Here is a 25,472-nt window from a genome sequence, read left to right as displayed (position 1 = left end):
TCGTCGTTTCGCCCTTCTCACAACTACACTGCCCTCATGACGCCGAACAACGACGCCACTACCAGCACCGGCACGCCTCCTTCCCGTTTCCGGCTCGCGATCGACGGAAACGTCTTCGGATGGGCGTCCGGCGTGTCCGCGACAGCCGAGGCTCTCGACGCGTTTCACGCAGCCGGGGGCCGGCTCATCTCGACGGCCGATCACTACGCCGGGGGTCGCAGCGAGATCATGATCGGCAACTGGGTGCGCAGCAGGAAAGCGCGCTCCCGGGTCTTCCTCGCCACGAAGATCGGCCGTCATCCGGATGCGCCAGGCCTGTCGGCCGACGATATCGTGACGGCGACGGAGGCGAGTCTCGAGCGTCTCCAGACCGATCACCTCGATCTGCTCTCCTTCGACGGCGAGCATCCTCACACCCCACTGGAGGAGAGTCTGGCCGCTGCCTCCGAGCTGATCGCGAGTGGCAAGGTGCGCGCGCTGGCGGCGTCGGCGTACTCCGGGGCCCGTCTCCTCCAGGCCCGGCAGCTCGCCGACGACAACAACCTCCCACGCTTCCGGGCGGTGTTCAGCCCGTACAGTCTGATGACGAGACGGCCCGTCGAGCACGACCTCCTTCCCGCGGTCAGATCCCTCAATATCGGCATCTTCGCCCGACTGCCCCTGGCAAACGGTTTCTTGACCGGCAACTACCGGGTCAGAGCGGATGTGCCGGAGTCGAGCATGTTCGCCGACGCCGCATCGCATGTCGGCCGCGACGGATTCCGCGTGCTGAAAGCACTCGAACAGGTCGCGGCCGAGCAGAACGTCTCGCTGGCAGCGTGCGCCCTCGCATGGGTGCGGTCGAAACCCAACGTGATCGCCCCCGTGGTGCGGGCGGCGTCGGCCGAGCAGGTCGCCGAACTCGTCGCATCCCCCGATCTGGTTCTCGAGCCGCACCAGCTCATGGCCCTCGATCGCGCGTCTGAGTGACATAGGCTGGGCGCGATGAACAACGCCGTGCCCCTCCCTCTGAACCTGCCCGAACTCCGTGTCGAAGCGTCTGGAGGGTCTCTGGTCCGCCGAACCATTCTTCCGTCGGGGGTGCGCATCCTCACCGAGAAGATGCCGGGCGCGCAGAGCGCCACCGTCGGATACTGGGTCGCCGTCGGCTCTCGAGACGAGCTCGGCAGTGTGCTGGCCACGCCCACCGCTCCAGCACTGCCCTCGCGCTACGGCTCCACGCATTTTCTGGAACATCTGCTGTTCAAAGGCACGCCGACGAGATCAGCCCTCGATATAGCCGTCGCCTTCGATGCCGTGGGCGGCGAGCACAACGCCGCGACCAGCAAGGAGTACACCTGCTACTACGCCAAGGTCCGTGACAAAGATCTGCCCATGGCGGTCGATGTCATCGCCGACATGCTCACGTCGTCGCTGATCGAGCGAGGCGAGTTCGAGACGGAACGCGGCGTGATTCTCGAAGAACTCGCCGAGGCGTCGGACGATCCGTCCGACGTGGCTGGAGAACGATTCTTCGAGGCGGTGCTCGGTGATCATCCTCTCGGACGCCCCGTGGGCGGCAGCGCCGATGCGATCCGCGAGGTCACGCGTGACGCCGTGTGGCAGCACTACCTCGAGAACTACCGCCCGCAAGATCTCGTGATCACCGCCGCCGGTGCAGTCGACCACGATGAGCTCGTCGCGCGGGTCACGACGGCGCTGACCGCCGCAGGCTGGGACCTCGAGCGCGTTGCCGAACCTGTCGCACGACGGGGGTCGGCCGGAGTCGAGATCCACCGCGGCGCGCCTTTGGTCGTTGTGCAACGTCCGAATGAGCAGGCGAGTCTGATCGTCGGAACCTCCGGATTCACGGCCAACGACGAGCGCCGATCGGCCCTCAGCGTGCTGGGTTCGGCGTTCGGCGGAGGCATGTCGTCGAGACTCTTCCAGGAGATCCGCGAGAAGCGTGGCCTCGCCTACTCCGTCTACTCGTTCGCCCCGTCTTACTCCGACGCCGGTGTCTTCGGCATGAACGCGGGATGCACGCCGGCGCGCGTCGGCGACGTCGCCGAGCTGATGATCGAGCAGCTCCAGCTGCTCGCCGACGGCGGGATCACCGACGAGGAGTTGCGGCGCGCCCACGGTCAGCTGTCGGGCTCGGCCGCCCTCGCCCTCGAAGATTCTGACACCCGGATGTCGCGGCTCGGGCGCGCCGAGATAACCCAGGGCGAGTTCGTCGACCTCGACGAGGCGCTCAGACGCCTCGACCGAGTGACACCGTCAGACGTGCAGAGTCTCGCTCGCGACATCGCCTCCCGTCCGATCTCCATCTCGGCCGTCGGAGCCATCTCCGAGAACGCCTTCGACGGCCTCGGCTCGATCCTCGAGGGGGCAGCGTCGTGACCCGCACGCTCTATCTCGTTCGACACGGCGAGCAGCAGGACGCCGAGTACGGCATGGACGACGGGCCGCTCTCGCCTCGCGGTCAGCGCCAGGCGCGACTCGTCGCGGAGCGTCTCGGCGGTGTGCCCTTTACGAACGTCTGGCACTCCCCGCTGCAACGCGCAGAGGACACGGCCACGATCATGGCCGCCCATCTGCCGGCGCTCCAGCCGGAGCCCACGGCGCTGCTCTTCGACTGCGTACCCACGGGGTACTCGCCGCAGATGCCCCACTCGTTCCAGCCGTTCTTCAACTCGGTGACGATCGAACAGGTCGACGCGGGCAGGGCGCAGATGGCCGACGCCGTCGCGGAGTTCCTCTCGCCGACGCGTGAGACGACGAACGACCTCTTGATCACGCACAACTTCGTGATCGGATGGCTCGTGCGCGAGGCCATGGGTGCTCCGGACTGGCGCTGGGTGGGCGTGAACCAGGCGAACTGCGGCCTCACGATCATCAACGTGAAGGCGGGAAGACTGCCGGAACTCGTGACACACAACGACCTGGGTCACCTTCCGGTCGAGCTCCGAACGGGCCTTCCCGAGTCGCAGCCGTACTAGACGCCGAGATCCTTGGCGTACCAGACGGTGGCATTCGGGTTCTCGTTGTATGCCTCCACGGGCACGTAGGACCGGGCGGCGTAGAGACGCGCGGCGCCCGTGAGCGTGTGATGAGTGTCGAGCACCATCATCTCCGCCCCGAAGGATCGCGCCCGCGACTCGAGTTCGTCCATCATCGCCGTGGCCAGCCCTCGACCGCGGCTGGAGGGCGCGAGCCAGAGATGCTTGACCTCGAATCGCACGCGCCCGGCATCATCGGGTGCGATGCGTCGGATCCCACCGCATCCGACGGGTTCTTCGTCGACGGCGATGAGAAACGCGCCATCGGGCGCGATGAAAGCGCTCGGATCGGGATACGTGATCGTGTAGGCCCCCTGCGCCGGAGGGAACTCGCTCGCGCGCCACGTGAAGTAGTCGGTCAGCAGTCGGTGCGCCTCGGGCGAATCCGTGCGGGCCTCGCGGATATCCATGGGTCAAGGCTAGGGGAGGAGACCGGCGTTGGTAGATTGGTGCCATGACTACGAAGGTCGCCGTCGTCGGCGCATCCGGCCGAATGGGGCAGCTCTTTACGAGAATCGTCGACGAGACCGAGGGATTCGAGGTCTTCGCGCAGATCGGCTCTACGGGTGATCTGTCCGACATGGTCGGCGCCGATCTCGCGGTCGATGTCACAGTGCCAGCCGTGTCGCATTCGATCGTCGACTACGCGCTGTCTCACGGCATCCCTGTGCTGGTCGGAACGTCAGGATGGTCGGCCGATCGCATCAGAGGTCTGGAGCGTCGTCTGGTCGACAGTCCAGAGCTCGGCGCCGTGATCATCCCGAACTTCTCTGTGGGTTCGGTCCTCGCAAGCTCGTTCGCGGCGATGGCGGCCCGTTTCTACGATTCGATAGAGATCGTCGAGGCGCACCACGCCACCAAGATCGACTCGCCCTCGGGAACATCGGTCAGAACGGCAGAACTCATCGCCGCTGCGCGTGGAGCGTTGGGTCCCGTGTCGGCTCCCCACACCGACCAGCGCGCCAGAGGCCAGCAGGTCGCCAGCGTTCCGATCCACAGCCTGCGTCTGCAGGGTGTCGTCGCGAAGCAGGACGTGATCCTCGGCGGTGTCGGAGAGGTGCTCACCATCAGTCATGACACTCTGTCGCCGAGCGCGTACGAAGCGGGGATCGCCATCGCGCTGCGCGCGGCGACTCAGGCGAGGGGCGTCGTGGTCGGCCTCGACAAGCTCATCGATCTGACCGCGGGCGAGCGATGAGCCGCCGGCATCCGTCTCTGTCGCGAGCGACGACGTGAAAGGCCGTATCGCCGCATGGTCGATGGCCGTGCTCCTGGCCCTCTACCTGATCCTCGTGGTCGACCGATCGGTGCGTCTTGTCGCAACAGGACAGCCGGTCGCCATCGGCCTGGGGGTGGCGCTCATCGTCTTTCCGCTCATCGCGGCCTGGGCGCTGATGCGAGAGTTGCTGTTCGGTATCCGCACGGAGCGCCTGGCCAAAGACCTCGAGGCCGAGGATTCTCTGCCCGAGGACGACCTTCCGAAGAGGCCCAGCGGCCGACCCGACAGAGCGGCCGCCGATGCCGAGTTCGATCGCTACCGGGCAGAGGTCGATGCGGCCCCCGAGAGTTGGCGCGCCTGGTTCAGGCTCGGTCTCGCCTACGACGCGAGCGGCGACCGTCGTAGGGCGCGGGCTGCTCTGCGTCGTGCCATCGCGCTGAACAGGCAGGCCGCCTGAGCGCCGCTCAGCGCGCCACGTGATGAGACGCCGACAACGCGGCTTCGATGCCGTCATCGACGTTCTGGTCACGAAAGCCGAAGCCGTCTGCGACCAGGAGCTGCGATGACACGTTCTGGTCTGACAGGAGCAACTCTTTTCCTGCGTCGGCCAAGGCGGCCTTGATAGCCCAGCTCGGAGCCGGGAGCCAGAACGGTCGATTGAGCGAGCGAGCGAGGGTCTCGGAGAGCTCGGTCGCCGTCACCGGACGTGGGGCGGCGAGATTCACCGGGCCGGCGAGCGACGAGCCGAGTGCCAGATGAGCGATCGCGGCCGCCTCATCATGGAGGCTGATCCACGGCCAGATCTGCGTGCCGGAGCCGAGGGGCCCCGCCACGCCCAGGCGGGCGAGCATCTCCAGCGGCTTCAATGCGCCGCCGTTGCCGAGCACGAGGCCGGTTCGTGCCATGACCACGCGCGTGGTCGGCGATGCTTTGGCGGCCGCGCGTTCCCACGCCTCGACGACCTTGGCGAGAAAGCCGGTGCCCTGCACAGACGACTCGGTCAGGATCTCGCCGGGTCGATCTCCGTAGAAGCCGACAGCCGACCCATTCACCAGGGTGTGCGGGGGAGACGAAGATTTGGAGATCGCCGTCGTGATCGTATTCGTGGCCTGGAGCCGCGACGACAGGATCTGCTTCTTGTAGGGCAGCGTCCACGGCAGCCGTGAGATGGATGCGCCGGACAGGTTCACGATGACGTCGGCGGCGTCGACGGTGGCGACGTTGAGCCACGACACCTCAGGATCCCACTGGCGTTCCTTCGGGTGATGTGTCGGGCGCCTCACGAGCCGGATCACCAGGTGCCCGGCAGCCTCGAGTTGCCGGGTCAGTTCGGTGCCGATCATGCCGGATGCGCCGGCGATGACGATGGTCTGCTGTTCAGGCATTCGGCCTCTCCCTGTTTCTTTCAGCCTAACCGCACAGGGCGATCAGCCCCAGAAGTCATCGTTGCCGACAGCAAACGGTGCTAGCGTATCCACCATGCTGTTCGGTCTGCTTCTTCTTAGCTGCCGCGACGAGTCCTAATCTCAGGCCTTCCTCGTCGCGGAGTTCGCCATTGGCTGACAATCTGAAGACTATTTAGAGGAACTAAGACCGTGAAGAACAATCAAGCAGCGTCGGCTATGCCGATCCACAAGTACCGTCCTTTCCACGAGCAGATCTCCGTCGATCTGCCCGATCGAACCTGGCCCTCGAAGCGCATCACCGAAGCACCACGCTGGTGTGCCGTCGATCTGCGTGACGGCAACCAGGCGCTCATCGACCCGATGAGTCCCGAACGCAAGCGCGTGATGTTCGACCTGCTGGTTCGCATGGGCTACAAAGAGATCGAAGTCGGGTTCCCGAGCGCGAGCCAGACCGACTTCGACTTCGTACGCAGCCTCATCGAGGAAGACGCGATTCCCGAAGACGTCACCATTCAGGTTCTGACCCAGGCGCGAGAGCACCTGATCGCTCGCACCTACGAGTCGATCGCCGGAGCCAAACAGGCCATCGTGCATCTCTACAACTCGACGTCGATCCTGCAGCGAGACGTCGTCTTCCGCAGTGACCGGCAGGGCATCATCGACATCGCCACGGCCGGCGCCCGTCTGTGCCGACAGTACGAGAAGACGATTCCCGAGACGGTCGTGTACTACGAGTACTCGCCCGAGAGCTTCACGGGCACCGAGCTCGAGTTCGCTCTGGATGTCTGCAATCAGGTCATCGAGATCTTCGAGCCCTCGGCAGACCGCAAGGTCATGATCAACCTGCCTGCAACGGTCGAGATGGCCACGCCGAACGTCTACGCCGACTCGATCGAGTGGATGAGCCGTCGTCTCGCCCACCGCGAGAACATCGTGCTGTCGCTGCACCCTCACAACGACCGAGGCACCGCGATCGCCGCAGCAGAACTCGGGTACATGGCGGGTGCCGACCGCATCGAGGGATGCCTGTTCGGCAACGGCGAGCGCACGGGAAACGTCGACCTGGTCGCCCTCGGCATCAACCTGTTCACCCAGGGCATCGATCCTCAGATCGACTTCTCCGACCTCGACGAGATCCGGCGCACAGCCGAGTACTGCAACCAGCTGAAGGTGCCCGAGCGCAGCCCCTGGGCCGGCGACCTGGTCTACACCGCGTTCAGTGGTTCGCACCAGGATGCGATCAAGAAGGGCTTCGAGGCCATGGCGGTCGACGCGGCGGCGCAGGGCAAAGATGTCGACGACCTCGTCTGGGCGGTGCCGTACCTGCCGGTCGACCCCAAAGACCTGGGGCGCAGCTACGAGGCGGTCATCCGCGTCAACTCGCAGTCGGGCAAGGGTGGCGTCGCCTACCTGCTGAAGAACGACCACGCTCTCGATCTGCCCCGCAAACTGCAGATCGAGTTCTCGGGTGTCGTGCAGACCAAGACCGACGCCGAGGGGGGAGAGGTCACGAGCGAGCAGATCTGGGAGATCTTCCAAGACGAGTACCTGCCCGCTCCGGCCGAGCGTTCCGAGGCGAAGTGGGGCAGATTCGAACTCGCCCGCACTCGAACGGCCAGTGACATGTCTGGCAGTGTGTCGCTGCAGGTCGAGCTGCGCATCGGCGAGGAGACCCTCGATACAGAGGCGTCGGGCAACGGACCGATCGCCGCGTTCCTCAACGTTCTGAGCGAGCAGGGCGTGGAGGTCAAGCTCTACGACTACGTCGAGCACGCTCTCAGCGCCTCGGGCGACGCCCTGGCCGCGGCCTACGTCGAACTGCAGGTCAATGGCTCGAGGCTGTGGGGAGTCGGCATCGACGCCGACATCTCGACGGCGTCTCTGAAGGCCGTCGTCAGCGCCGTCAACCGCGCCATCCGCGTGTCGGATGCGGATCGCGAGCTCGCGGCCGTCTGATCGAGACCGGCGCTCGTCGTCAGTGCTGGCCCGGCTTGGCCGTTCGGCGAAGTCGGGGCCAGCGCGGGCGCAGCGCTGCGCGTGAAATCCTGGGCATGCTGCGGATGGCGCGCTGCTCGGGGAGACTCCACCCGTAGCGCACGGCGAGGAGACGCACCACCGTGGTGACGAGTACGCAGATCACGGCGGCGACGGTGATGTCCATACCGCCGGCCCAGAACGCGACGAGTACCGCGGAGCCCGCTCCGGCGGCGACGGCATAGAGCGAACCGACGTGCATCAGCGCGATCGGCATCGCGAGCAGCACGTCTCGAACGACGGAGCCGCCGACGGCCGAGACGACACCCACGAAGATCGAGGGGATCACGGGAAGACCCAACGAGAGGGCCTTGGTCGTACCGATCGCGCCGAAGAGGCCGATGGTCAGAGCGTCGAGGATCGTGATGACCGTGTCGAGCCTCTCGAAGAGGCGCACGAGGAGCATGCCGAACAGCGCCGAGAGAACGGCGACGCTCAGATACCAGTTCGTGTGCAGGGCCACGAGCGGCACGACGAGGAAGATGTCGCGGAGAAGACCGCCTCCGAGCCCGGTGGCGACGCCGATGATAGCGACTCCGAGAAGATCGAGCCTGCGATCGCGGAACTGCGAGGCGAACATGGCGCCCTGCAGACTGCCGATCCCCACAGCCAGCAGATCCGACCAGAGCGGGATCGAGAAGGCCACGGCATCAGACACCCTCAAGGTGTACCACGACCGCGCGTGCACCGGGCAAACACCTGGCCGAGGGTCGATAATGGATCGTGCCTGTTTACCGTGACGACTGCGTCGTGCTGCGCACCCACAAGCTGGGTGAGGCCGACCGCATTGTCACCATGCTCACTCGTCAACACGGCAAAGTCCGTGCCGTAGCGCGTGGGGTGCGGCGCACGGGATCGAAGTTCGGCGCGAGGCTCGAGCCGTTCATGGTCGCCGATGTTCAGTTCTACGAGGGCCGGTCGCTCGACACCGTCACCCAGGCCGAGACGATCTCGTCGTATGGGGCCGCCATCACCGCCGACTACGCGAGCTATACGGCGGCCAGCGCCATGGTAGAGACGGCAGACAAGCTGAGCGAGGCCGAAGCCGGTCTCCCGCAGTATCTTCTCCTCGTCGGCGCACTCCGTTCCCTGTCGCGCGGCGAGCACGGCGCAAGCCTCACTCTCGACTCCTATCTCCTGCGGGCTCTTTCTATGGCCGGATGGGCTCCGAGCTTCCACGACTGCGCCGTGACCGGCGAACCCGGGCCGCATTCCGCGTTCGTCGTGCAACTCGGAGGCGTCGTCAGCGACTCCGTGGCTCCTCCGGGCACGGTGCGGCTCGACGAGCAGACGATCGGGCTCCTCAGCGCACTCCTGACCGGAGACTGGGCTCGCGCCGACGCTGCAGACCAGGCCTCCCGCTCGAAGGCGAGCGGCGTCGTCTCGGCCTATACCCAATGGCACCTGGAGCGGGGTCTGCGCTCTCTCGAACACGTCGACCGCACCGCCCAGAAGCAGCGCCAGGAGGCCGCGTCGTGAGCAGATCTCGAGCATCCGTTGTCCCCGAGTTCCGTGCGCTCGACTGGACGGCCGTCTACCCGCCAGACATTCCTCGCGCGCAGGTGCCCGGCCACGTCGCCGTCGTTATGGATGGAAACGGTCGGTGGGCCAACTCCCGCGGACTGACCCGAGTGGAGGGGCATCGCGCGGGCGAAGCGGCACTGCTCGACGTCGTCGCCGGCGCCATCCAGATCGGCGTCAAGCACCTCAGCGTCTATGCGTTCTCGACCGAGAATTGGAAGCGCTCGCCCGACGAGGTGCGCTTTCTCATGGGCTTCAATCGCGAGGTTCTTCATCGTCGTCGAGACCAGCTCAACGAGTGGGGCGTGCGCATTCGCTGGGCCGGACGCAAGCCGAGACTCTGGGCGAGCGTCATCAAAGACCTGCAGATCGCCGAGCAGATGACGGCGACGAACAACACCATGACGCTGAGCATGTGCGTGAACTACGGCGGTCGCAACGAGATCGTGGATGCGGTGACCGCCATCGCAGAGGACGTGCGTGCCGGCCGTCTGAAGCCCTCGGGTATCAGCGAGAAGACGATCCAGAAGCACCTCTACCTGCCGGATCTGCCCGACGTCGACCTGTTCGTTCGCAGTTCCGGCGAGCAGCGCACCAGCAACTTCCAGCTGTGGCAGTCGGCCTACGCCGAGATGGTCTTCCTCGACACCCTGTGGCCCGACTTCACACGACTCGATCTGTGGCAGGCCATCGAGCACTACACCGGCCGATCGCGCCGGTTCGGCGGAGCGATCGACGCGCCCTCCTCACCCGCCACCCCCTAGTCGCGCGTCCCCGAGCCTGGACAGATTAGCGAGTAGCCAGGCGGGCAAGAGCTGCAGGACGTTTCTGCGATCTTCATCGGTGTCTCTTTCTATCGCTCGCTGCTCAGGGATTTCGCTTCGTTTGCGATGCTCTACCCAGACCATCGTTCCGACTGCCGCCCCTAGGTGGGAAGAGCGCGGATAACGCGCGCGGGTGAGCCAACAGCGATGACCCCGGCGGGGATGTCTTTTGTCACGACGCTGCCTGCGCCGACGACGGAGTCGTCACCGATGGTGACTCCAGGCAGGACGGTGACATTAGCTCCGAGCCACACGTTCCGCCCGAGGATAACGGGCGACGGGATGAGGTCGGCCCGTTTGCTGGGTTGCATGCCGTGCTGGAGAGTGGCAATGACCGCGTTGTGGCCGATCAGGCAGTCGTCGCCGATCGAGATGCCGCCCTGATCTTGAAAGCGGCATCCGGAGTTGATGAACACCCGGGCGCCTAACCGGATGTTCTTGCCGAAGTCGGCGGTGAATGGCGGAAACAGCGTCACCGTCTCATCGACGGGACGGCCGGTCAGCTCTGCAAGGAGCTGCCTCACCCGGGCGGGCGGGTGATATCCGGCGTTGAGCTCCCCAGCGATACGAAGCGCTTCTTGGCTGGTCTCGTGCATGACCGCGTGTCCGGGGGAACCTCCGGGGATCGTCTCGCCGGCGTTCAGTGCGGCGAGGAGGTCGGCGAGGGTCATGAGTGCTCCGTGACTGGGGTATCGGACGCCCAGTTCGCAAGGAGCTGTAGGCGTTCAGCCGACGGCGACCCGGGTTCCGGAGTGTAGATGAGTAGGCTGAGGCCGTCCTCGGCCGTGACGGTAAGTTCTTCGTACTGCAGCGTGAGCGATCCGACGATCGGGTGGTGGAAGCGCTTGGTGCCGGATCCGTGCGTGCGAACGTCATGGGCTGACCACAGTCGCGCGAAGGTCTCGCTGCGGGTGGTGAGTTCGCCGACCAGATCCTGCAGAGTGCGGTCATGCGGGTCCCGGCCAGCCTCGACACGCATGATACCGACGCACATCTGGGCAAAGAGTTCCCAGTCGGGGTAGAAATCGCGTGATGCGGGGTCGAGGAACTGGAACCGCGCCAGGTTTGGGGTCCTCCCGCCGTTCCCGATGACAGGAGAGTAGAACGCCGCACCAAGCGGGTTCGTCGCGACGAGGTTCTGGTGCCGGTCTCGGACGAAGGCCGGCCCGCCGGTGATCGCGTCGAGCGTGCGTTGCAACGCGAGGCGGGAGGGCTGCTGGGTGCTGGCACGTCGGCGGTGGCGACCCGATGTCGGGATGCCGTCGGCGGCGCGTGCAAGATCAAGCAGATGCATCCGCTCCGTCTCGTCGAGAACGAGGGCCCGGGCGAGCGACTCCAGCACGGCAGTCGACGCGCCGGCGATGTCCCCGCGTTCGAGCTTGGCGTAGTACTCGACGCTCAGGTCAGCGAGCATCGCGACCTCGGACCGGCGCAGTCCTGCAACTCGCCGGTTCGCGCCAGCTGTCAGTCCGACGTCCGTCGGTGAAAGTCGCGCGCGTCGTGACATGAGAAATTCACGCACCTCGGCCATGTTTTCCATGCCCCCCACCGTACGACGGTCCGTGGGACCGAGGGATGCACTATCAGTACACCTTTCGCGAGAGACTCCCTGCCAGGGGTCTGATCGAGTTTTACTTGCGAACGACGTCGAAGCGATCGCAGGACAGACGGGACCGTTCATCGTCACCATCGCTACCACGCAACCATAGAAAGGACGATCATGCGCATCCTCCCCATCGCCCCCACGGTGAAAAATCCTCCCGAATGGTTCACCGGGGACGTGTGGCTCGACCCTGTCATTGCTCCGCAGGACGAAGGCCAACGCCTGAGCGCCGGCATGGTCCGGTTCAGCCCCGGAGCTCGCACCGCCTGGCACTCCCACCCGCTCGGCCAGACGCTCCGAATCATGGAGGGCACCGCGCTCGTGCAGGCGCGGGGCGGGGACGTGGTCGAGGTGTACGCGGGACAAACCGTGTACACGCCTCCGGGCGAAGAGCACTGGCACGGCGCCGCGCCCGACAGCTTCATGACGCACCTTGCGCTCTGGGAAACTCCGGACGGTGGCGACAGCGCCCATTGGGGAGCACACGTCACCGACGACGAGTACGACAACCGCTGAGCGCGCGTTCTGCGCGCCAGCACCAACAAGAGAGGAACGCTCATGCGAGCAACACTGATGTATAACGCGGGCGACGTCCGCGTTGTCGACGTCCCCGAGCCCTCAATCCAGAATCCAACCGACGCGATCATCCGCGTCACTTATGCGTGCGTATGCGGCTCCGATTTGCACCCGTACCACTCTCTGGAGGAAACCCCCGACGGTCGCCGGATGGGACACGAGGCGATCGGCGTCGTAGAGCAGATCGGCGACGATGTCGCCCGTATTGCCGTCGGAGACACCGTTATCGTGCCGTTCGCCTGGTGCGACAATACCTGCGTGTACTGCCGCGATGGAGTGACTACATCGTGTGTGCATGGAGGTTTTTTCGACGGCGCGTCATCGGCAACCCAAGCCGAGAAGCTGCTCGTGCCCCAGGCAGACGGCACGGCAGTCGTCATCCCGGCGGGGACGGATGAGGCGTTGATGCCGTCGTTGCTGACGCTTTCGGACGTGTATCTCACCGGCTATCACGCCGCGCACAAGGGCGGGGTAGAGGCAGGCAAGACCGTCGTCGTCATTGGCGACGGAGCTGTGGGTCTGTCCGCCATCCTCGCCTCCCGACAGCTCGGCGCCGAGATGATCATTCTCATGGGCCGGCACAAGGCACGCACCGACCTCGGCCGCGAGTTTGGTGCCACCCATGTCGTGGCAGAACGCGGCGATGCGGGTATCCAGAAAGTGCTCGAGTTCACCGGCGGGGAGGGTGCGCACGTCGTACTCGAGGCCGTCGGACACATGCCCGCCTACGAGCAGGCCTACGGCATCGTGCGGCCCGGCGGAACGATCTCACGCGTCGGCGTCCCACAATACGAGAACGCACCTGTCGGCTTCGCCTCGCTGTTCGGCAAGAATGCGACTCTTACCGGCGGCCCGGCAACTATTCGCGCCTATATAGAGGCCGCGTTGCCGCAGGTCCTCGACGGTACGATCGCGCCCGGCAAGGTCTTCGATCGCGAGCTGCCTCTCTCCCAGATCGCTGAGGCGTACCGCCTCATGGACTCCCGCGAAGCACTCAAAGTACTCATCCGCCCCTAGGAATGTTCCAGACTCCACGAGGACAGTTCACGCCGAAATCCGAGTCAGCGCCCCGCCAGCTATAGGGCGGTCGCCGCTATGCTTCGAGCATGTCGAATATGGTTCCGTCGTCGAACGCCTCGGTACCCGAGCAGCCGCTTGTCGTGATCGGTGACGTGACGCTCACGGAGCATTGGCTCGTCACGCCGAGCGGCAGCACTGGCCTCGCCGGCACCGAGATCTTCGTCACGGACTTCACGCGGGTCGAGACCAAAACCCCGACGTGGGCGATCGTGCTCGCGATCATCGGATTCTTCTTCTTCTTCCTCGGACTGCTCTTTCTGCTGGTGCGCGACCAGGTCGCCACGGGCTACGTGCAGGTGACGGTGCGCAACGGTCCGCTGCTGCACACCACGAACATTCCGGCGGCGAACTCGGCGACGGCGCCGGATGTCTTCGGTCGCGTTCAATACGCGCGTCACGTCATCGCCCAGGCAGCCTAGGGCGCATTACCCCGCGCGTCAGGTCTCGCGCGGTTTCAGCTCGTCGGTGATGTCCCCGATCGTCGCGCCGTAGGCATCCAGAAGCGCGTCGGCGTCGACAAAGGCCGACAGTCCGTGCTCACCCGCACCGAGGGCGATACGTTTGCCGACGATGCGCTCGTCGGCGAAGACAGGCCACGCGCTCGTGCTTCCCAGCGGCGTGATCGTCCCGCGCTCATAACCGGTCGCCTGCAGCGCGACGTCCTGATGCGGCAGCGACAGCTTGTTGACGCCCACGAGTGCGCGAAGCTTCGCCCAGCTGATCTGCCGGTCGCCTGGAACGAGGGCGAACACGAAGTCGCCGTCATGCCGCTTGACCACCAGCGTCTTCACGATCGCCAACGGATCGAGACCGAGTCCCGCTGCAGCATCTTCGAGGCTGTTCGCCGGCGGGCGTTCCACGATCTCGACCTGAATATCGCGGCGTGCCGCATCGTCGATTACCCGGTCGCGTCCTGAAGTCGTCATGAACGGAGTAAACCATGCGGTCTAATGAATTCTTCCGTGCAGATGGCTGTCGATCGGGAATAGCCGGCCGCGGGCATCCGTTCGACCCATCGTGACCGATCTCCAGACCCCTGCCGTTCCCGCCTCCATCAAAGTCGATGTCTGGAGCGACATCGCATGCCCGTGGTGCTACATCGGCAAGCGCAAGCTCGAAGCCGGCATCGAGGCGTACTCCGCTCAGCCGGGCACCCCGGCTGTCGAGATCGAGTACCACAGCTTCGAACTCTCGCCCGATACGCCCGTCGACTTCGAGGGCGACGAGGTCGATTTTCTCCGAAACCACAAGGGCATTCCGGCCGAGCAGGCTCGCGAGATGCTGCAGCGTGTGACCGGCATCGCCGAAGACGTGGGGCTGCACTACGACTACGACGCCCTGCAGCACGCGAACACGGTGAAAGCGCACGAGCTCATTCACTACGCCAAGTCGAAAGGCCTGCAGTTGCAGGCCAAGGAGCGCCTGCTCAAGGCCTACTTCGAAGAGGGCCGCAACGTCGGCCGCATCGACGACCTGGCCGACCTCGCAGCAGAGATCGGCCTCGAGCGAGACGACGTCGTGCGGTCCCTCGAGTCGGGGGAGCACCTCGCTGCGGTTCGCGCCGACCAGCGCCAGGCCCAGGAATACGGAATCCAGGGAGTGCCCTTCTTCGTCATCGATGGCAGGTACGGTGTGTCGGGCGCGCAGGATGCCGCCACGTTCGTCGACGTGTTCGGCCAGGTCGCGAGCGAGCGCGACACCGCAGACGCGGCTCAGGCATGACGCCGGCATCAGAGTCGATGACCTCGACCGAAACGACGGCCCCGTCGAGGCCGGCCGTTCCGGATGCGCCGACACTGCGCATGGTCGGCTCGTCGGGTGCCGTCTGCGTCGACGGGGTGTGCAGCATCGAGCCGGTGGCCCCCTCCGGGCAGGCAGAGGCCGAACCCAGCTGACGTGCGTCATCCACAGACGCACTCAGTCTGACCTGACCCCAACAAATGTCTGGGAGAATCGACGAGTCATGAATTCCTCCCTTGCAACGGTCGAGACGGCCGTCACTCCCGCTCCCGTGCTGCGCATCGGGCCGATCGAACTCGACGTGCCCGTCGTTCTCGCACCCATGGCGGGCATCACGAACACCGCATACCGGCGACTCTGCCGCGAATACGGCGCCGGTCTCTACGTGAGCGAGATGATCACGAGTCGCGCGCTCGTCGAGCGCACGCCCGAGTCCATGCGTCTCATCCGCCACCACCCCTCCGAGACGTTGCGTTCCATCCAGCTCTATGGAGTCGACCCGGCCACGATGCGCCAGGCCGTCACGATGCTGGTCGAAGAGAATCTCGCCGACCACATCGACATGAACTTCGGATGCCCGGTGGCCAAGGTCACCCGCAAGGGTGGCGGCTCGGCTCTTCCCTGGAAGCTCGGGCTGTTCCGGCAGATCGTCGAGCAAGCGGTCGAGGCCGCCGGCGACATCCCGGTGACAGTCAAGATGCGCAAGGGCATCGACGACGATCACCTCACCTACCTCGAGGCTGCCAAGGCGGCAGAGGGCGCGGGAGTCAAATCCATCGCACTGCACGCGCGCACCGCGGCCGACTTCTATTCGGGCCAGGCCGACTGGTCGGCGATCGCCACCCTCAAAGAGACGATCACGAGCATCCCCGTTCTCGGCAACGGAGACATCTGGTCGGCCGACGACGCCATTCGCATGGTCGACGAAACCGGATGCGACGGGGTCGTCGTCGGGCGCGGGTGCCTGGGCAGACCCTGGCTCTTCGGCGATCTCGCAGACGCGTTCCGGGTTCGCAGCGGCCAGCTCGACGCATCCGTCGCTCGTGATTCGCGCGCCGCGCCGACGCTCGGCGAGGTCGCCGGGGCGATCCGTCGGCACACCGAACTCCTCGCGGAGTTCTTCGAAGACGAAGACCGCGCCTGCCGCGACATCCGCAAGCATGTCGCCTGGTATTTCAAGGGCTATCCGGTCGGTCACGAGGTGCGAGCCAGCCTCAGCATGGTCAAGTCGCTTGCAGAGATGGACGAGGTCCTCGCCACGCTCGACGGCTCGCTTCCGTATCCCGGCATCGACGCCGAGGGCCCCCGAGGTCGGGCCGGCTCGCCGAAGCGGCCGTCGCTTCCCGACAAGTGGCTCGACTCCCGCGAGCTCGACCTGCCCGAGCGCGCCGAGCTGGCGAGCGCCGAACTCCACCACAGTGGCGGCTAGAACGATGCAGACCTTCTCTGACATCGCGGCTCTGCCGACCGCTCTTCCTTCCGGATACGAGGCCCGCGACAGCGAGCGCATCGTCGCCGAGCAGCACTCGTCGAGGCGCAGCGACTTCGCTCGTGACCGCGCCCGCATCCTCCACTCAAGCGCGTTTCGTCGACTCGCCGCCAAGACACAGGTGCTCTCGCCGGCCGACCTCGACTTCGCCCGCAATCGCCTCACGCACTCGCTCGAGGTCGCCCAGGTCGGCCGCGAACTCGCAACGAGTCTCGGGCTCGACCCCGATGTCGTCGACACGGCCTGCCTCGCCCACGACCTCGGGCATCCTCCCTTCGGTCACAACGGAGAACGTGCCTTGGCGGAGTGGGCCGCCGACATCGGCGGTTTCGAGGGCAACGCGCAGAGCTTGCGCATCCTCACGCGGCTGGAGCCCAAGGTGATCTACGCCGACGGCACGAGCGCCGGGCTCAACCTCACCCGGGCCAGCCTCGACGCGAGCTGCAAGTACCCGTGGACTATCGAGGACGCGATCGGAGACCCCAGCGGTCGCGCGAAGTACGGTGTGTACCCCGAAGACGATGCCGCTTTCCGGTGGCTTCGACAGGGCGCACCGGCGGGCCAGAAGTGCATCGAGGCGCAGGTCATGGATCTCTCCGACGACATCGCCTACTCGGTGCACGACTTCGAAGACGCCGTCTTGACCGGTTACATCGACGTGGGAGCCCTCGGGGCTCGAGCCGATCACGACGATCTGGTCGCGGCGATCTCGTCGTGGGTCGGCGACGACTTCAGCCGCGACGAATTGACCGCGGCCTTCGACGAGCTGACCTCGCTCGAGATCTGGCTCGACGGCTGGGACGGATCGCGGCTCGCCCAAGGCCGGTTGAAGAATCTCACGAGCCAGCTCATTGGTCGTTTCGCGGGCAGGTCGACGGCGGCCACCCGCGAGGCATACCCCGCCGATGCCCTGGCCCGTTTCGGCGGCAGCGTCGTCGTTCCCCGACCGGTTGAGGCTCAGATCGCCGTGCTGAAGGGCATCGTCGCCGCCTACGTGATGGCCAGCGATTCCCGTCAGCCGCTCTACGTCGAACAGCGCGCCATCCTCACCTCGCTCGCGACCGAGCTCCTCCGTCTGGGCGAGGGCGCGCTCGAAGTGGCGTTCGCGGCCGACTGGCGCGAGGCATCCGATGACGCGGCGCGCAAACGCGTCGTCGTCGATCAGGTGGCGAGCCTCACAGACCAGTCGGCGATTGCCTGGAGCAGGGGACTGCTGGGCTGATGGCTGGTCTGATTCTGCGACGCGATATCGACGAGGTCCGATCGCGCATCAACCTCGGCGACGTGGTCGGAGAGTACGTCACGCTGAAGAGCGCCGGCGTGGGGTCGATGAAGGGCCTGTGTCCGTTCCACGATGAGCGAAGCCCCAGCTTCCACGTGCGCCCCCAAGTGGGGTACTACCACTGCTTCGGTTGCGGCGAGGGCGGCGACGTCTTCACCTTTCTGCAGAAGATGGACCACGTCTCGTTCAGTGAGGCCGTCGAGCGCATGGCCGCCCGCATCGGGTTCGAGCTGCACTACGAAGACGGGGGAGCTCCGTCTGACTACTCCAGCAGAGCGCGGCTCCTCGCGGCGAACGATGCGGCCCGCGAGTTCTTCATCGAACAGCTCATGACTCCCGAGGCCGAGGTCGGCAGACGCTTTCTCGGCGAGCGCGGATTCGACGCCTCGGCCGCTCAGCGGTTCGGCGTGGGTTTCGCCCCCAAGGGCTGGGACATCCTCGGAAAGCATCTGCGCAGCAAGGGATTTACGGCAGACGAACTCACAGCGGCCGGGCTCACCAGTGCGGGCGAGAAGGGCAGCTACGACCGGTTTCGTGGGCGGCTCATCTGGCCGATCCGCGATCAGACCGGCCAGACGGTCGGCTTCGGCGCTCGTCGCCTTCTCGACGACGACAAGGGTCCCAAGTACCTAAACACTCCCGAGACCCTCGTCTATCACAAGTCGCAGGTGCTCTACGGGCTCGACCTGGCCAAGCGCGACATCGCGCGGAGTCACCAGGTCGTGATCGTCGAGGGCTACACCGACGTGATGGCGTGTCACCTGGCGGGCGTCACCACGGCGGTCGCCACCTGCGGCACCTCGTTCGGCGTCGACCACATCAAGGTCATGCGTCGTGTGCTCTCCGACGACACTGCCGGGCTCGGTGAGGTCATCTTCACCTTCGACCCGGATGCCGCGGGTCAGAAAGCCGTGCTGCGCGCGTTCAGCGAAGAGCACCGATTCGCCGCGCAGACCTATGTCGCCGTCGCTCCGGATGGCCTCGACCCGTGCGATCTCCGTCTCGGTCGGGGAGACGATGCGGTGCGGCGTCTCGTCACGGGCAAGAAGCCCATGTTCGAGTTCGTGATCAAGCAGCGACTCTCGACCTTCGATCTCAACACGGTCGAGGGCCGCGTCGCCGCGCTGCGGGCCGCAGCCCCCGTCGTCGCAGACATCCGCGACCCATCTATTCGCCCGGGCTACGCGCGCGAGCTCGCTCGGCTGCTGGGCATGGACCTCGGCGAGGTCGGCAGAGCCGTGGATGCCGCGGGGCGATCGAGCGATCACGCCGCGTCGCGAGAGCTCGAGTCACCGCGACTTGCTCCGGCCGCCGAAGGCGGTCCGGCATCCATCACCTCACTCGAGGTCGCGCCGCCCGTAGCGATTTCGCTGACCAGCCTGCCGAGCACCACGGCCACTCGTCTCGAGCGTGACGCTCTGATGGCCATGCTGCAGTTTCCGAACAGCGTGGGCAAAGACCTGCTGGCGCGGGGAACAGCGGTGGCCTTCAGCAACGGCGCCCTGGCTGCGGTGCGCGATGCCGTGGCCATGCGGCTGAACTCGTTCGACAAGCCAGAGTGGGCGTCCATCATCCAGGAGACCGTGCCCGATCCGGTGAAGACCCTCGTCGCGCAGCTCGCCGTCGCGCCGGTGCCGGAGCGCCCGGAGCGCGAACTCGACGTCTACCTGCAGCAGGTGGTGCTCTCTCTCGTCGAGCGCGATCTGGTTCGTCGCAAAGAGGAGCTGCTCGGGCAGTTCCAGCGCACCGACGCGACCACCCAGCCCGAGGAGCATCGCGCGCTGCAGCGGCAGCTGATGCAGGTCGAGGCCGACAGACGCGCCCTGCGCGAATAGAGCGCCGCAGCGGCACACCGATGGTGCTTGTCTGCAACCCACGTGTTTCGATCCGGTAAACATGTTCATCGCCGCTCCCTGTCAGCTTGGTGACAGTTCGCCTGCTGCGGTATGACTGGGGTACAGCAATCACGGTACGCCCCGATACGGGGTACATCTGTGCCTGAAATATCACTCCAGAGAGGTAGACGGATATGAGATCCGCATCCACACGCACGACCAGGCTCGTCGCGTCGCTCGCCGGAACAGCAGCGGTGGCCCTCGTGCTCGCCGGTTGCGCCGGCGGTTCGAACGGCGGCAGCGCCGGCGGCAAGGCCATCACCATCGGCACGACCGACAAGGTCACCGTGCTTGACCCGGCCGGCTCGTACGACAACGGCTCGTTCGCCGTGATGAACCAGGTCTTCCCGTTCCTCATGAACACGCCCTACGGCAGCCCGGACGTCAAGCCGGACATCGCCGAGTCCGCTGACTTCACCGGGCCCACCGAGTACACCGTCAAGCTGAAGTCCGGACTGAAGTTCGCCAACGGCAACGACCTCACGTCCTCCGACGTGAAGTTCAGCTTCGACCGGCAGCTCAAGATCAACGACGAGAACGGCCCGGCGTCGCTGCTCTACAACCTCGACTCTGTCGCCGCTCCCGACGACACCACCGTCGTGTTCACCCTGAAGTCTGCTGACGACCAGGTGTTCCCCCAGATCCTCTCGAGCCCTGCCGGCCCGATCGTTGATGAAGACGTCTTCTCGGCCACCGAGCTCACGAGCGACGAGGACATCGTCAAGGGCAAGGCTTTCGCCGGCCAGTACGAGATCGCCAGCTACGACTTCAACAACCTGATCTCGTACAAGGCGTTCGCGGGCTACGACGGAGTGCTGGGCAAGGCGAAGACCGACCAGGTCAACGTCAAGTACTACGCCGACTCGTCGAACCTCAAGCTCGACATCCAGGAGGGCAACATCGATGTGGCGTTCCGCAGCCTCTCGGCCACCGACATCGACGACCTCAAGGGCAACGACAAGGTGAAGGTCGTCGACGGCCCCGGAGGCGAGATCCGCTACATCGTCTTCAACTTCGACACCCAGCCGTTCGGTGCCAAGACTCCCGAGGCCGACCCGGCCAAGGCTCTCGCCGTTCGCCAGGCCGTCGCCGACCTCATCGACCGCGACGAGATCGCGAAGCAGGTCTACAAAGACACCTACACCCCGCTGTACTCCTACGTTCCCGCCGGACTGACCGGAGCGACCGAGTCGCTCAAGGCTCCCTACGGCGACGGAAACGGTGGCCCCGACGCAGACAAGGCCAAGTCGACCCTGGCCGCCGCGGGCATCACCGGACCGGTCGAGCTGTCGCTCCAGTACAGCAACGACCACTACGGACCCTCGTCGGGTGACGAGTACGCGCTGATCAAGGACCAGCTCGAGTCGAGCGGCCTCTTCACGGTGAACCTGCAGACGACCGAATGGGTGCAGTACTCGAAGGACCGCACGACAGATGTGTACCCGTCGTACCAGCTCGGCTGGTTCCCGGACTACTCCGACGCGGACAACTACCTGACGCCGTTCTTCCTCACCGAGAACTTCCTGGCCAACCACTACGACAACCCGGCCGTGAACGACCTGATCCTCAAGCAGGCGGTCACGACCGACCCGGCAGCGCGCACCGCGCTGATCGAGCAGATCCAGGATGCTGTGGCTGCGGACCTCTCGACGGTTCCGTACCTGCAGGGCGCCCAGGTGGCGGTCACCGGAACGACCGTCGAGGGAACCAAGGACACCCTCGACGCCTCGTTCAAGTTCCGCTACGGAGCACTGACCAAGGGCTGATCGTCCACAGGCTAGAGTCTCTCTAGCATTGTGGCTCAGGGGCGAGGCGCACAGGCGTCTCGCCCCTGAGTCACGTCACCCCGTCGTTTTACCGAAGGACATTCCACGTGACTGCAGAACTCAGCTCTCCGGATCCGGCATCCGCCGCACCTCCGGCCGTACTCCGGCGTGGCTCGTCGTCGGGCGGGGGAGGTCTCGGCCGCTACGTCCTCGTGCGGTTCCTGCTCATCATTCCGACGGTGTTCATCCTCGTCACCCTCGTCTTCCTGCTCATGCGCACGACGGGAGACCCGATCACGGCCGCCCTGGGCGGCAAGCTCACCGGTCCGCAGCTTCAGGAGCGTATCCACGAGGCGGGCTACGACCGCCCGCTGATCGTGCAGTACCTCGAGTACCTCGGCAACATCTTCACCGGTAACTTCGGCAACACCCTCAGCGACAACCGTCCCGTCACCCAGGTGCTGCTCACCTACGGCGGCGCCACCCTGGAGCTCGCGTTCTACGCCCTGATCGTCGCCTTCATCGTCGGTATTCCGCTCGGCATGGTCGCGGCCTATTTCCGCGACCGCACGCCCGACGCTTTTCTGCGCATCTTCGCGATCCTCTGCTACGCCACCCCGGTGTTCTTCGCCGGACTGCTGCTCAAGCTCGTCTTCGCCGTCTGGTTCCAGATCCTGCCCGTCGCGGGACGAGCCTCCACGGGTGCCGAGTTGCAGATGCAGTTTTTGCAGTCGAAGACCGGCATCTATCTGATCGACGCCATCCAGACGGGCAATCCCGATGTGATCGGCGACGTGCTCTCTCACGCCGTGCTTCCCGGGGTCGCACTCGGCCTTCTCACCGCGGGCGTGTTCCTGAGGCTCGTGCGCACCAACCTGATCGGCACCCTCGGAACGGACTATGTCGACTCTGCGCGCTCGCGCGGCGTCACGGAGTTCCGTCTCGTGCGCAAGCACGCCTACCGTCCCGCGCTGATTCCGATCATCACAGTGATCGGATTGCAGATCGCACTGCTGCTCGGCGGAGCAGTGCTCACCGAGACGACATTCGAGTGGAAGGGGCTCGGCTTCCAGTTGGCCCAATACCTCCAGGCCCGTGACTTCGTCGCCGTGCAGGGCATCGTCGCCCTCCTGGCTGTCATCGTCGCAGTCACCAACTTCATCGTGGACATCATCGCCGCGCTGATCGACCCGAGAGTCAGGTACTAGTCGTGACGGACACCACCGCTCGCCCCCGCCCGCGCCGCAGTCTCGCGACGCGCATCCCGCTCTTCGCCCAGGTACGCTCGAGCATCGGCCTGCAGCGCGGCATGCTCGTCGCCGGCCTGGTCATCACGGGCGTCTTCGTGATCACGGCGATCTTCGCTCCGCTGCTCGCGCCATACGGGTTCGCGCAGCTTCGCGCCGACGGCACGCCGTTCGGTGCTCAAGAGGCGCCGAACGCCGAGCACCTCCTGGGCACCACGGTCGGCGGCTACGACGTGCTCTCCCGGGTGATCTGGGGTGCCCAGACGGCGATCCTCACGATCGTCGTCTCGGTCATCCTCTCGATCTTCGCCGGAATCTTCCTCGGACTCGTGTCGGGCTACATCGGTGGATGGCTCGATCGCGTGCTGGTCGTCGTCTGCGACGCCATCTACGCGTTCCCGTCGCTCCTGCTCGCCATCGTGATGTCGATCGTGATCTCGGGCGGCCAGAGCAACCTCTTCGGCGGCATTCTGGCGGCATCCATCTCGATCACCGTCGTCTTCATTCCGCAGTATTTCCGGGTGATCAGGGCGGAGACCGTCCGCATCAAGAGCGAGGCCTACGTCGAGTCCGCGAAGGTCATCGGAACTCGCGCCCCTCGGATCGTCTTTCGCCATGTCCTGCGCAACGCCACCCGGTCGCTTCCCCTCCTTCTGACTCTGAACTCCTCAGAAGCGCTGCTCACGCTGGCCGGCCTCGGCTTCCTGGGTTTCGGTATCGAGCCCTCGGCGGCCGCCGAATGGGGGTACGACCTCAACAAGTCCCTCTCAGACGTGACGAGCGGAATCTGGTGGACGTCACTGTTCCCCGGACTCGCCATCGTTCTGGCTGTTCTGGGCATCACCCTTCTCGGTGAGAGTCTGAACGACCTGGCCGACCCGCGTCTGCGTGGACGCCGTGCCGCCCTCGACACCGGTGCACCGGCTCCCGACAACGGCGCAGCGCCCCATGGTTCGGCGGCATCAGGCCAGGCGGTGGTCGCCGACGATCGAGCGACAACGAACGACGAGGAGCGCGTCTCATGAGTGCAGTCCCCACCGATATCCAGGGCGACGAGCCCGACATCGTCTCGATCGTCGATCTGCGTGTCACCTTCGCGACCGACGCGGGCGCGGTGCGAGCAGTCGACGGAGTCTCCATCGCCGTCAGGCCCAGGGAGATCGTGGCGATCGTCGGCGAGAGCGGCAGCGGCAAGAGCGTCACCGCGAAGTCGATCCTCGGGCTCGTGCCGGCGACGGCCACGTCGTCGGGTTCGATCCTTCTGCGCAGCCGCGATCGCAGCCGCACCACCGACATCGTCGGGGCCGGCTCCGGCACCCTGCGCAGCCTCCGAGGCGAAGACGTCGCCATGGTGTTCCAGGAGCCGTCGACGGCCTTGAACCCCGTCTACACCGTCGGCTGGCAGATTGCCGAGGGCATCCGGGCGCACGGATCGACCTCGCGCGCCGAGGCCAAGAAGCAGGCCATCGACATACTGCGCCGCGTCGGGATCCCCGACCCGGAGACCCGGGTCAACTACTACCCGCATCAGTTCTCGGGCGGCCAGAAGCAGCGTGTGGTCATCGCCATGGCGCTCGTGCTCAACCCCGGCCTGATCGTCGCCGACGAGCCCACCACGGCGCTCGACGTCACCGTCCAGGCAGAGATCCTCGATCTGCTTCGGCGCCTGCGTGACGAATTCGACACGGCGATCGTGCTGATCACGCACAATATGGGAGTGGTCGCCGACCTCGCCGATCGCGTGGTGGTGATGTATCAAGGCAAGGTCGTCGAAGAGGCCGACAGCCGTACCCTCTTCGCATCTCCTCAGGCCGACTACACGAAGCAGCTCCTTGCCGCCGTTCCCCACATCGGCCAGGGAGAGGCGCGAGCTGCCGTTCGCACCCAGGAGCGTCTCGAGCGCGCGTCCTCCACCACTCCGGTGGTGGCCGCACGCGATCTGGTGATCGAATATCCCGGTCGTCTCGGCCGAGGCGGTTTCCGCGCGGTGAACGGCGTCTCGTTCGAGATCAAAGAGGGTGAGGTTCTGGGTCTCGTGGGGGAGTCTGGCTCGGGCAAGACCACCATCGGCCGTGCGATCGCCGGACTCTCGAAGGTCACGGGCGGCTCGCTCAACGTGCTCGGGCGCGAAATGCTCGGCATCAAGGAGCGCTCCTTCCGCAGCGCTCGGGTCGACATCGGGTTCGTCTTCCAGGATCCCGCGTCGAGTTTCAATCCGCTGCTCACCATCGCCGAGTGCGTGGCCGAGCCGTTGGTGGTGCACGGCCGGGCTACCGATGCCCGCGACGCGCGCGCCCAGGTCGACGAATTGCTCGAGGCCGTTCAACTGCCCAGGGCCTTCGGTGATCGCTACCCGCACGAGCTCAGCGGCGGCCAGAGGCAGCGCGCGAGCCTTGCCCGCTCGATCGCCCTTCGCCCGAAGCTGCTCATCGCCGACGAGCCCACCAGCGCCCTCGACGTCTCGGTACAGGCGCGTGTGCTCGAGCTCTTCACTGAGCTGCAGAGAGAATTCGGATTCGCGTCGCTGTTCATCAGCCACGATCTCGCCGTCGTCGACATGCTCGCCGACCGCATTGCGGTGCTCTACAAGGGCGAGCTCGTCGAAGAGGGAACCGGAGCCCAGGTGCTGGGCTCTCCGAGTCACCCCTACACGCAGAGGCTCCTGGCGTCGCTTCCCGTTCCGGATCCCGCGGAACAAGAGACGAGACGTGAGGCGCTCCACCGACTTCAGGCGGTCGACGGCTAGGGT

Annotated in this window: 26 protein-coding genes; 20 read left to right on the top strand and 6 right to left on the bottom strand. The window is 65.7% G+C overall.

Going from position 1 to position 25,472, the window contains the following annotated elements; all coding sequences use genetic code 11:
• Positions 1–36 precede the first annotated feature (36 nt).
• Genes CCK87_RS06950 through CCK87_RS06940 form a run of 3 tightly spaced genes read left to right on the top strand, consistent with a single transcriptional unit; the run spans position 37 to position 2,981 of the window.
• Positions 37–969 (top strand): aldo/keto reductase, encoded by a 933-nt coding sequence (locus tag CCK87_RS06950; RefSeq protein ID WP_086460704.1) that lies wholly within the window; start codon positions 37–39, stop codon positions 967–969.
• 15 nt (positions 970–984) lie between these two features.
• Entirely contained in the window at positions 985–2,382 is a 1,398-nt protein-coding gene (locus CCK87_RS06945; protein ID WP_086460703.1) for a pitrilysin family protein, read from the top strand.
• Positions 2,379–2,981 carry a histidine phosphatase family protein gene (locus CCK87_RS06940; protein WP_086460702.1) on the top strand — a complete coding sequence of 201 codons (603 nt, stop codon included), beginning with the start codon at positions 2,379–2,381 and terminating at the stop codon, positions 2,979–2,981. The genes CCK87_RS06945 and CCK87_RS06940 overlap by 4 nt, the downstream gene beginning before the upstream one ends.
• Here CCK87_RS06940 and CCK87_RS06935 read toward each other — a convergent pair.
• A complete protein-coding gene (locus CCK87_RS06935; protein ID WP_086460701.1) occupies positions 2,978–3,451 on the bottom strand; it encodes a GNAT family N-acetyltransferase in 474 nt (157 codons plus the stop codon). The two genes, CCK87_RS06940 and CCK87_RS06935, sit on opposite strands and share 4 nt — an antisense overlap.
• A 44-nt stretch (positions 3,452–3,495) precedes the next feature.
• Between CCK87_RS06935 and dapB the strand changes: the two genes are divergently transcribed.
• Positions 3,496–4,239: a 4-hydroxy-tetrahydrodipicolinate reductase gene (dapB, locus tag CCK87_RS06930; protein ID WP_086460700.1), complete on the top strand. Its 744-nt coding sequence runs from the start codon at positions 3,496–3,498 to the stop codon at positions 4,237–4,239.
• Positions 4,240–4,300: 61 nt separating this feature from the next.
• Entirely contained in the window at positions 4,301–4,717 is a 417-nt protein-coding gene (locus CCK87_RS06925; protein WP_170927218.1) for a tetratricopeptide repeat protein, read from the top strand.
• 7 nt (positions 4,718–4,724) lie between these two features.
• Here the strand turns inward: CCK87_RS06925 and CCK87_RS06920 are convergent, their stop codons facing one another.
• The gene (locus CCK87_RS06920) at positions 4,725–5,645 is read right to left on the bottom strand and encodes a TIGR01777 family oxidoreductase (protein ID WP_086460699.1); all 921 of its coding nucleotides are present in this window, start codon (positions 5,643–5,645) and stop codon (positions 4,725–4,727) included.
• A 210-nt stretch (positions 5,646–5,855) separates the two neighbouring features.
• On the opposite strand from CCK87_RS06920, the gene leuA reads away from it, so the two are divergent.
• Entirely contained in the window at positions 5,856–7,622 is a 1,767-nt protein-coding gene (gene leuA / locus CCK87_RS06915) for a 2-isopropylmalate synthase (protein ID WP_086460698.1), read from the top strand.
• A gap of 19 nt (positions 7,623–7,641) precedes the next feature.
• On the opposite strand, the gene CCK87_RS06910 is transcribed toward leuA, so the two are convergent.
• Positions 7,642–8,358 (bottom strand): TRIC cation channel family protein, encoded by a 717-nt coding sequence (locus CCK87_RS06910; RefSeq protein ID WP_249273757.1) that lies wholly within the window; start codon positions 8,356–8,358, stop codon positions 7,642–7,644.
• Between the two features lie 65 nt (positions 8,359–8,423).
• Here CCK87_RS06910 and recO point away from each other — a divergent pair, with 65 nt between their 5' ends.
• Together recO and CCK87_RS06900 are read left to right on the top strand one after the other, a co-directional pair.
• Positions 8,424–9,179, top strand: coding sequence for a DNA repair protein RecO (gene recO, locus CCK87_RS06905; RefSeq protein WP_086460697.1), 756 nt, complete (start codon positions 8,424–8,426; stop codon positions 9,177–9,179).
• A complete protein-coding gene (locus CCK87_RS06900) occupies positions 9,176–9,985 on the top strand; it encodes an isoprenyl transferase (protein WP_249273756.1) in 810 nt (269 codons plus the stop codon). The genes recO and CCK87_RS06900 overlap by 4 nt, the downstream gene beginning before the upstream one ends.
• 161 nt (positions 9,986–10,146) lie before the next feature.
• On the opposite strand, the gene CCK87_RS06895 is transcribed toward CCK87_RS06900, so the two are convergent.
• Entirely contained in the window at positions 10,147–10,716 is a 570-nt protein-coding gene (locus tag CCK87_RS06895) for a DapH/DapD/GlmU-related protein (RefSeq protein ID WP_086460695.1), read from the bottom strand.
• Positions 10,713–11,585, bottom strand: a complete 873-nt coding sequence (locus tag CCK87_RS06890) for a helix-turn-helix transcriptional regulator (protein WP_086460694.1) — start codon at positions 11,583–11,585, stop codon at positions 10,713–10,715. Before CCK87_RS06890 ends, CCK87_RS06895 begins: the two co-directional genes overlap by 4 nt.
• Positions 11,586–11,765: 180 nt before the next feature.
• Here CCK87_RS06890 and CCK87_RS06885 point away from each other — a divergent pair, with 180 nt between their 5' ends.
• The 3 genes from CCK87_RS06885 (at position 11,766) to CCK87_RS06875 (ending at position 13,723) form a co-directional block, all read left to right on the top strand.
• The gene (locus CCK87_RS06885) at positions 11,766–12,164 is read left to right on the top strand and encodes a cupin domain-containing protein (RefSeq protein ID WP_086460693.1); all 399 of its coding nucleotides are present in this window, start codon (positions 11,766–11,768) and stop codon (positions 12,162–12,164) included.
• A 42-nt stretch (positions 12,165–12,206) separates the two neighbouring features.
• The gene (locus tag CCK87_RS06880) at positions 12,207–13,241 is read left to right on the top strand and encodes an alcohol dehydrogenase catalytic domain-containing protein (protein WP_086460692.1); all 1,035 of its coding nucleotides are present in this window, start codon (positions 12,207–12,209) and stop codon (positions 13,239–13,241) included.
• Positions 13,242–13,330: 89 nt separating this feature from the next.
• Entirely contained in the window at positions 13,331–13,723 is a 393-nt protein-coding gene (locus tag CCK87_RS06875) for a hypothetical protein (protein WP_140162775.1), read from the top strand.
• Between the two features lie 18 nt (positions 13,724–13,741).
• Here the strand turns inward: CCK87_RS06875 and CCK87_RS06870 are convergent, their stop codons facing one another.
• Positions 13,742–14,230, bottom strand: coding sequence for a YbaK/EbsC family protein (locus tag CCK87_RS06870; protein WP_086460690.1), 489 nt, complete (start codon positions 14,228–14,230; stop codon positions 13,742–13,744).
• A gap of 91 nt (positions 14,231–14,321) precedes the next feature.
• Between CCK87_RS06870 and CCK87_RS06865 the strand changes: the two genes are divergently transcribed.
• From CCK87_RS06865 to CCK87_RS06830, 9 genes are all read left to right on the top strand, one after another.
• Complete coding sequence (locus CCK87_RS06865) at positions 14,322–15,026, top strand: DsbA family oxidoreductase (protein ID WP_086460689.1); 705 nt, start codon at positions 14,322–14,324, stop codon at positions 15,024–15,026.
• A complete protein-coding gene (locus CCK87_RS18225) occupies positions 15,023–15,199 on the top strand; it encodes a hypothetical protein (protein ID WP_170927177.1) in 177 nt (58 codons plus the stop codon). The genes CCK87_RS06865 and CCK87_RS18225 overlap by 4 nt, the downstream gene beginning before the upstream one ends.
• Before the next feature lie 68 nt (positions 15,200–15,267).
• Positions 15,268–16,473 (top strand): tRNA dihydrouridine synthase DusB, encoded by a 1,206-nt coding sequence (gene dusB, locus CCK87_RS18445; RefSeq protein WP_086460688.1) that lies wholly within the window; start codon positions 15,268–15,270, stop codon positions 16,471–16,473.
• A 4-nt stretch (positions 16,474–16,477) separates the two neighbouring features.
• The gene (locus CCK87_RS06855) at positions 16,478–17,755 is read left to right on the top strand and encodes a deoxyguanosinetriphosphate triphosphohydrolase (RefSeq protein ID WP_086460687.1); all 1,278 of its coding nucleotides are present in this window, start codon (positions 16,478–16,480) and stop codon (positions 17,753–17,755) included.
• Positions 17,755–19,650 (top strand): DNA primase, encoded by a 1,896-nt coding sequence (gene dnaG, locus CCK87_RS06850; protein ID WP_086460686.1) that lies wholly within the window; start codon positions 17,755–17,757, stop codon positions 19,648–19,650. Before CCK87_RS06855 ends, dnaG begins: the two co-directional genes overlap by 1 nt.
• Positions 19,651–19,844: 194 nt before the next feature.
• The gene (locus CCK87_RS06845; protein ID WP_086460685.1) at positions 19,845–21,476 is read left to right on the top strand and encodes an ABC transporter substrate-binding protein; all 1,632 of its coding nucleotides are present in this window, start codon (positions 19,845–19,847) and stop codon (positions 21,474–21,476) included.
• Positions 21,477–21,583: 107 nt separating this feature from the next.
• Positions 21,584–22,684 (top strand): ABC transporter permease, encoded by a 1,101-nt coding sequence (locus CCK87_RS06840; RefSeq protein WP_086460684.1) that lies wholly within the window; start codon positions 21,584–21,586, stop codon positions 22,682–22,684.
• A 101-nt stretch (positions 22,685–22,785) separates the two neighbouring features.
• Positions 22,786–23,748 carry an ABC transporter permease gene (locus CCK87_RS06835; RefSeq protein WP_086461207.1) on the top strand — a complete coding sequence of 321 codons (963 nt, stop codon included), beginning with the start codon at positions 22,786–22,788 and terminating at the stop codon, positions 23,746–23,748.
• Positions 23,745–25,469, top strand: a complete 1,725-nt coding sequence (locus CCK87_RS06830) for an ABC transporter ATP-binding protein (RefSeq protein WP_086460683.1) — start codon at positions 23,745–23,747, stop codon at positions 25,467–25,469. Before CCK87_RS06835 ends, CCK87_RS06830 begins: the two co-directional genes overlap by 4 nt.
• Positions 25,470–25,472: the final 3 nt, after the last annotated feature.

It is taken from the genome of Agreia sp. VKM Ac-1783, from assembly GCF_900177765.1.
Taxonomy (GTDB): domain Bacteria; phylum Actinomycetota; class Actinomycetes; order Actinomycetales; family Microbacteriaceae; genus Agreia.
The sequence above is the reverse complement of the archived record's forward strand: the minus strand, read 5'-3'. Positions and strand labels throughout refer to the sequence as shown.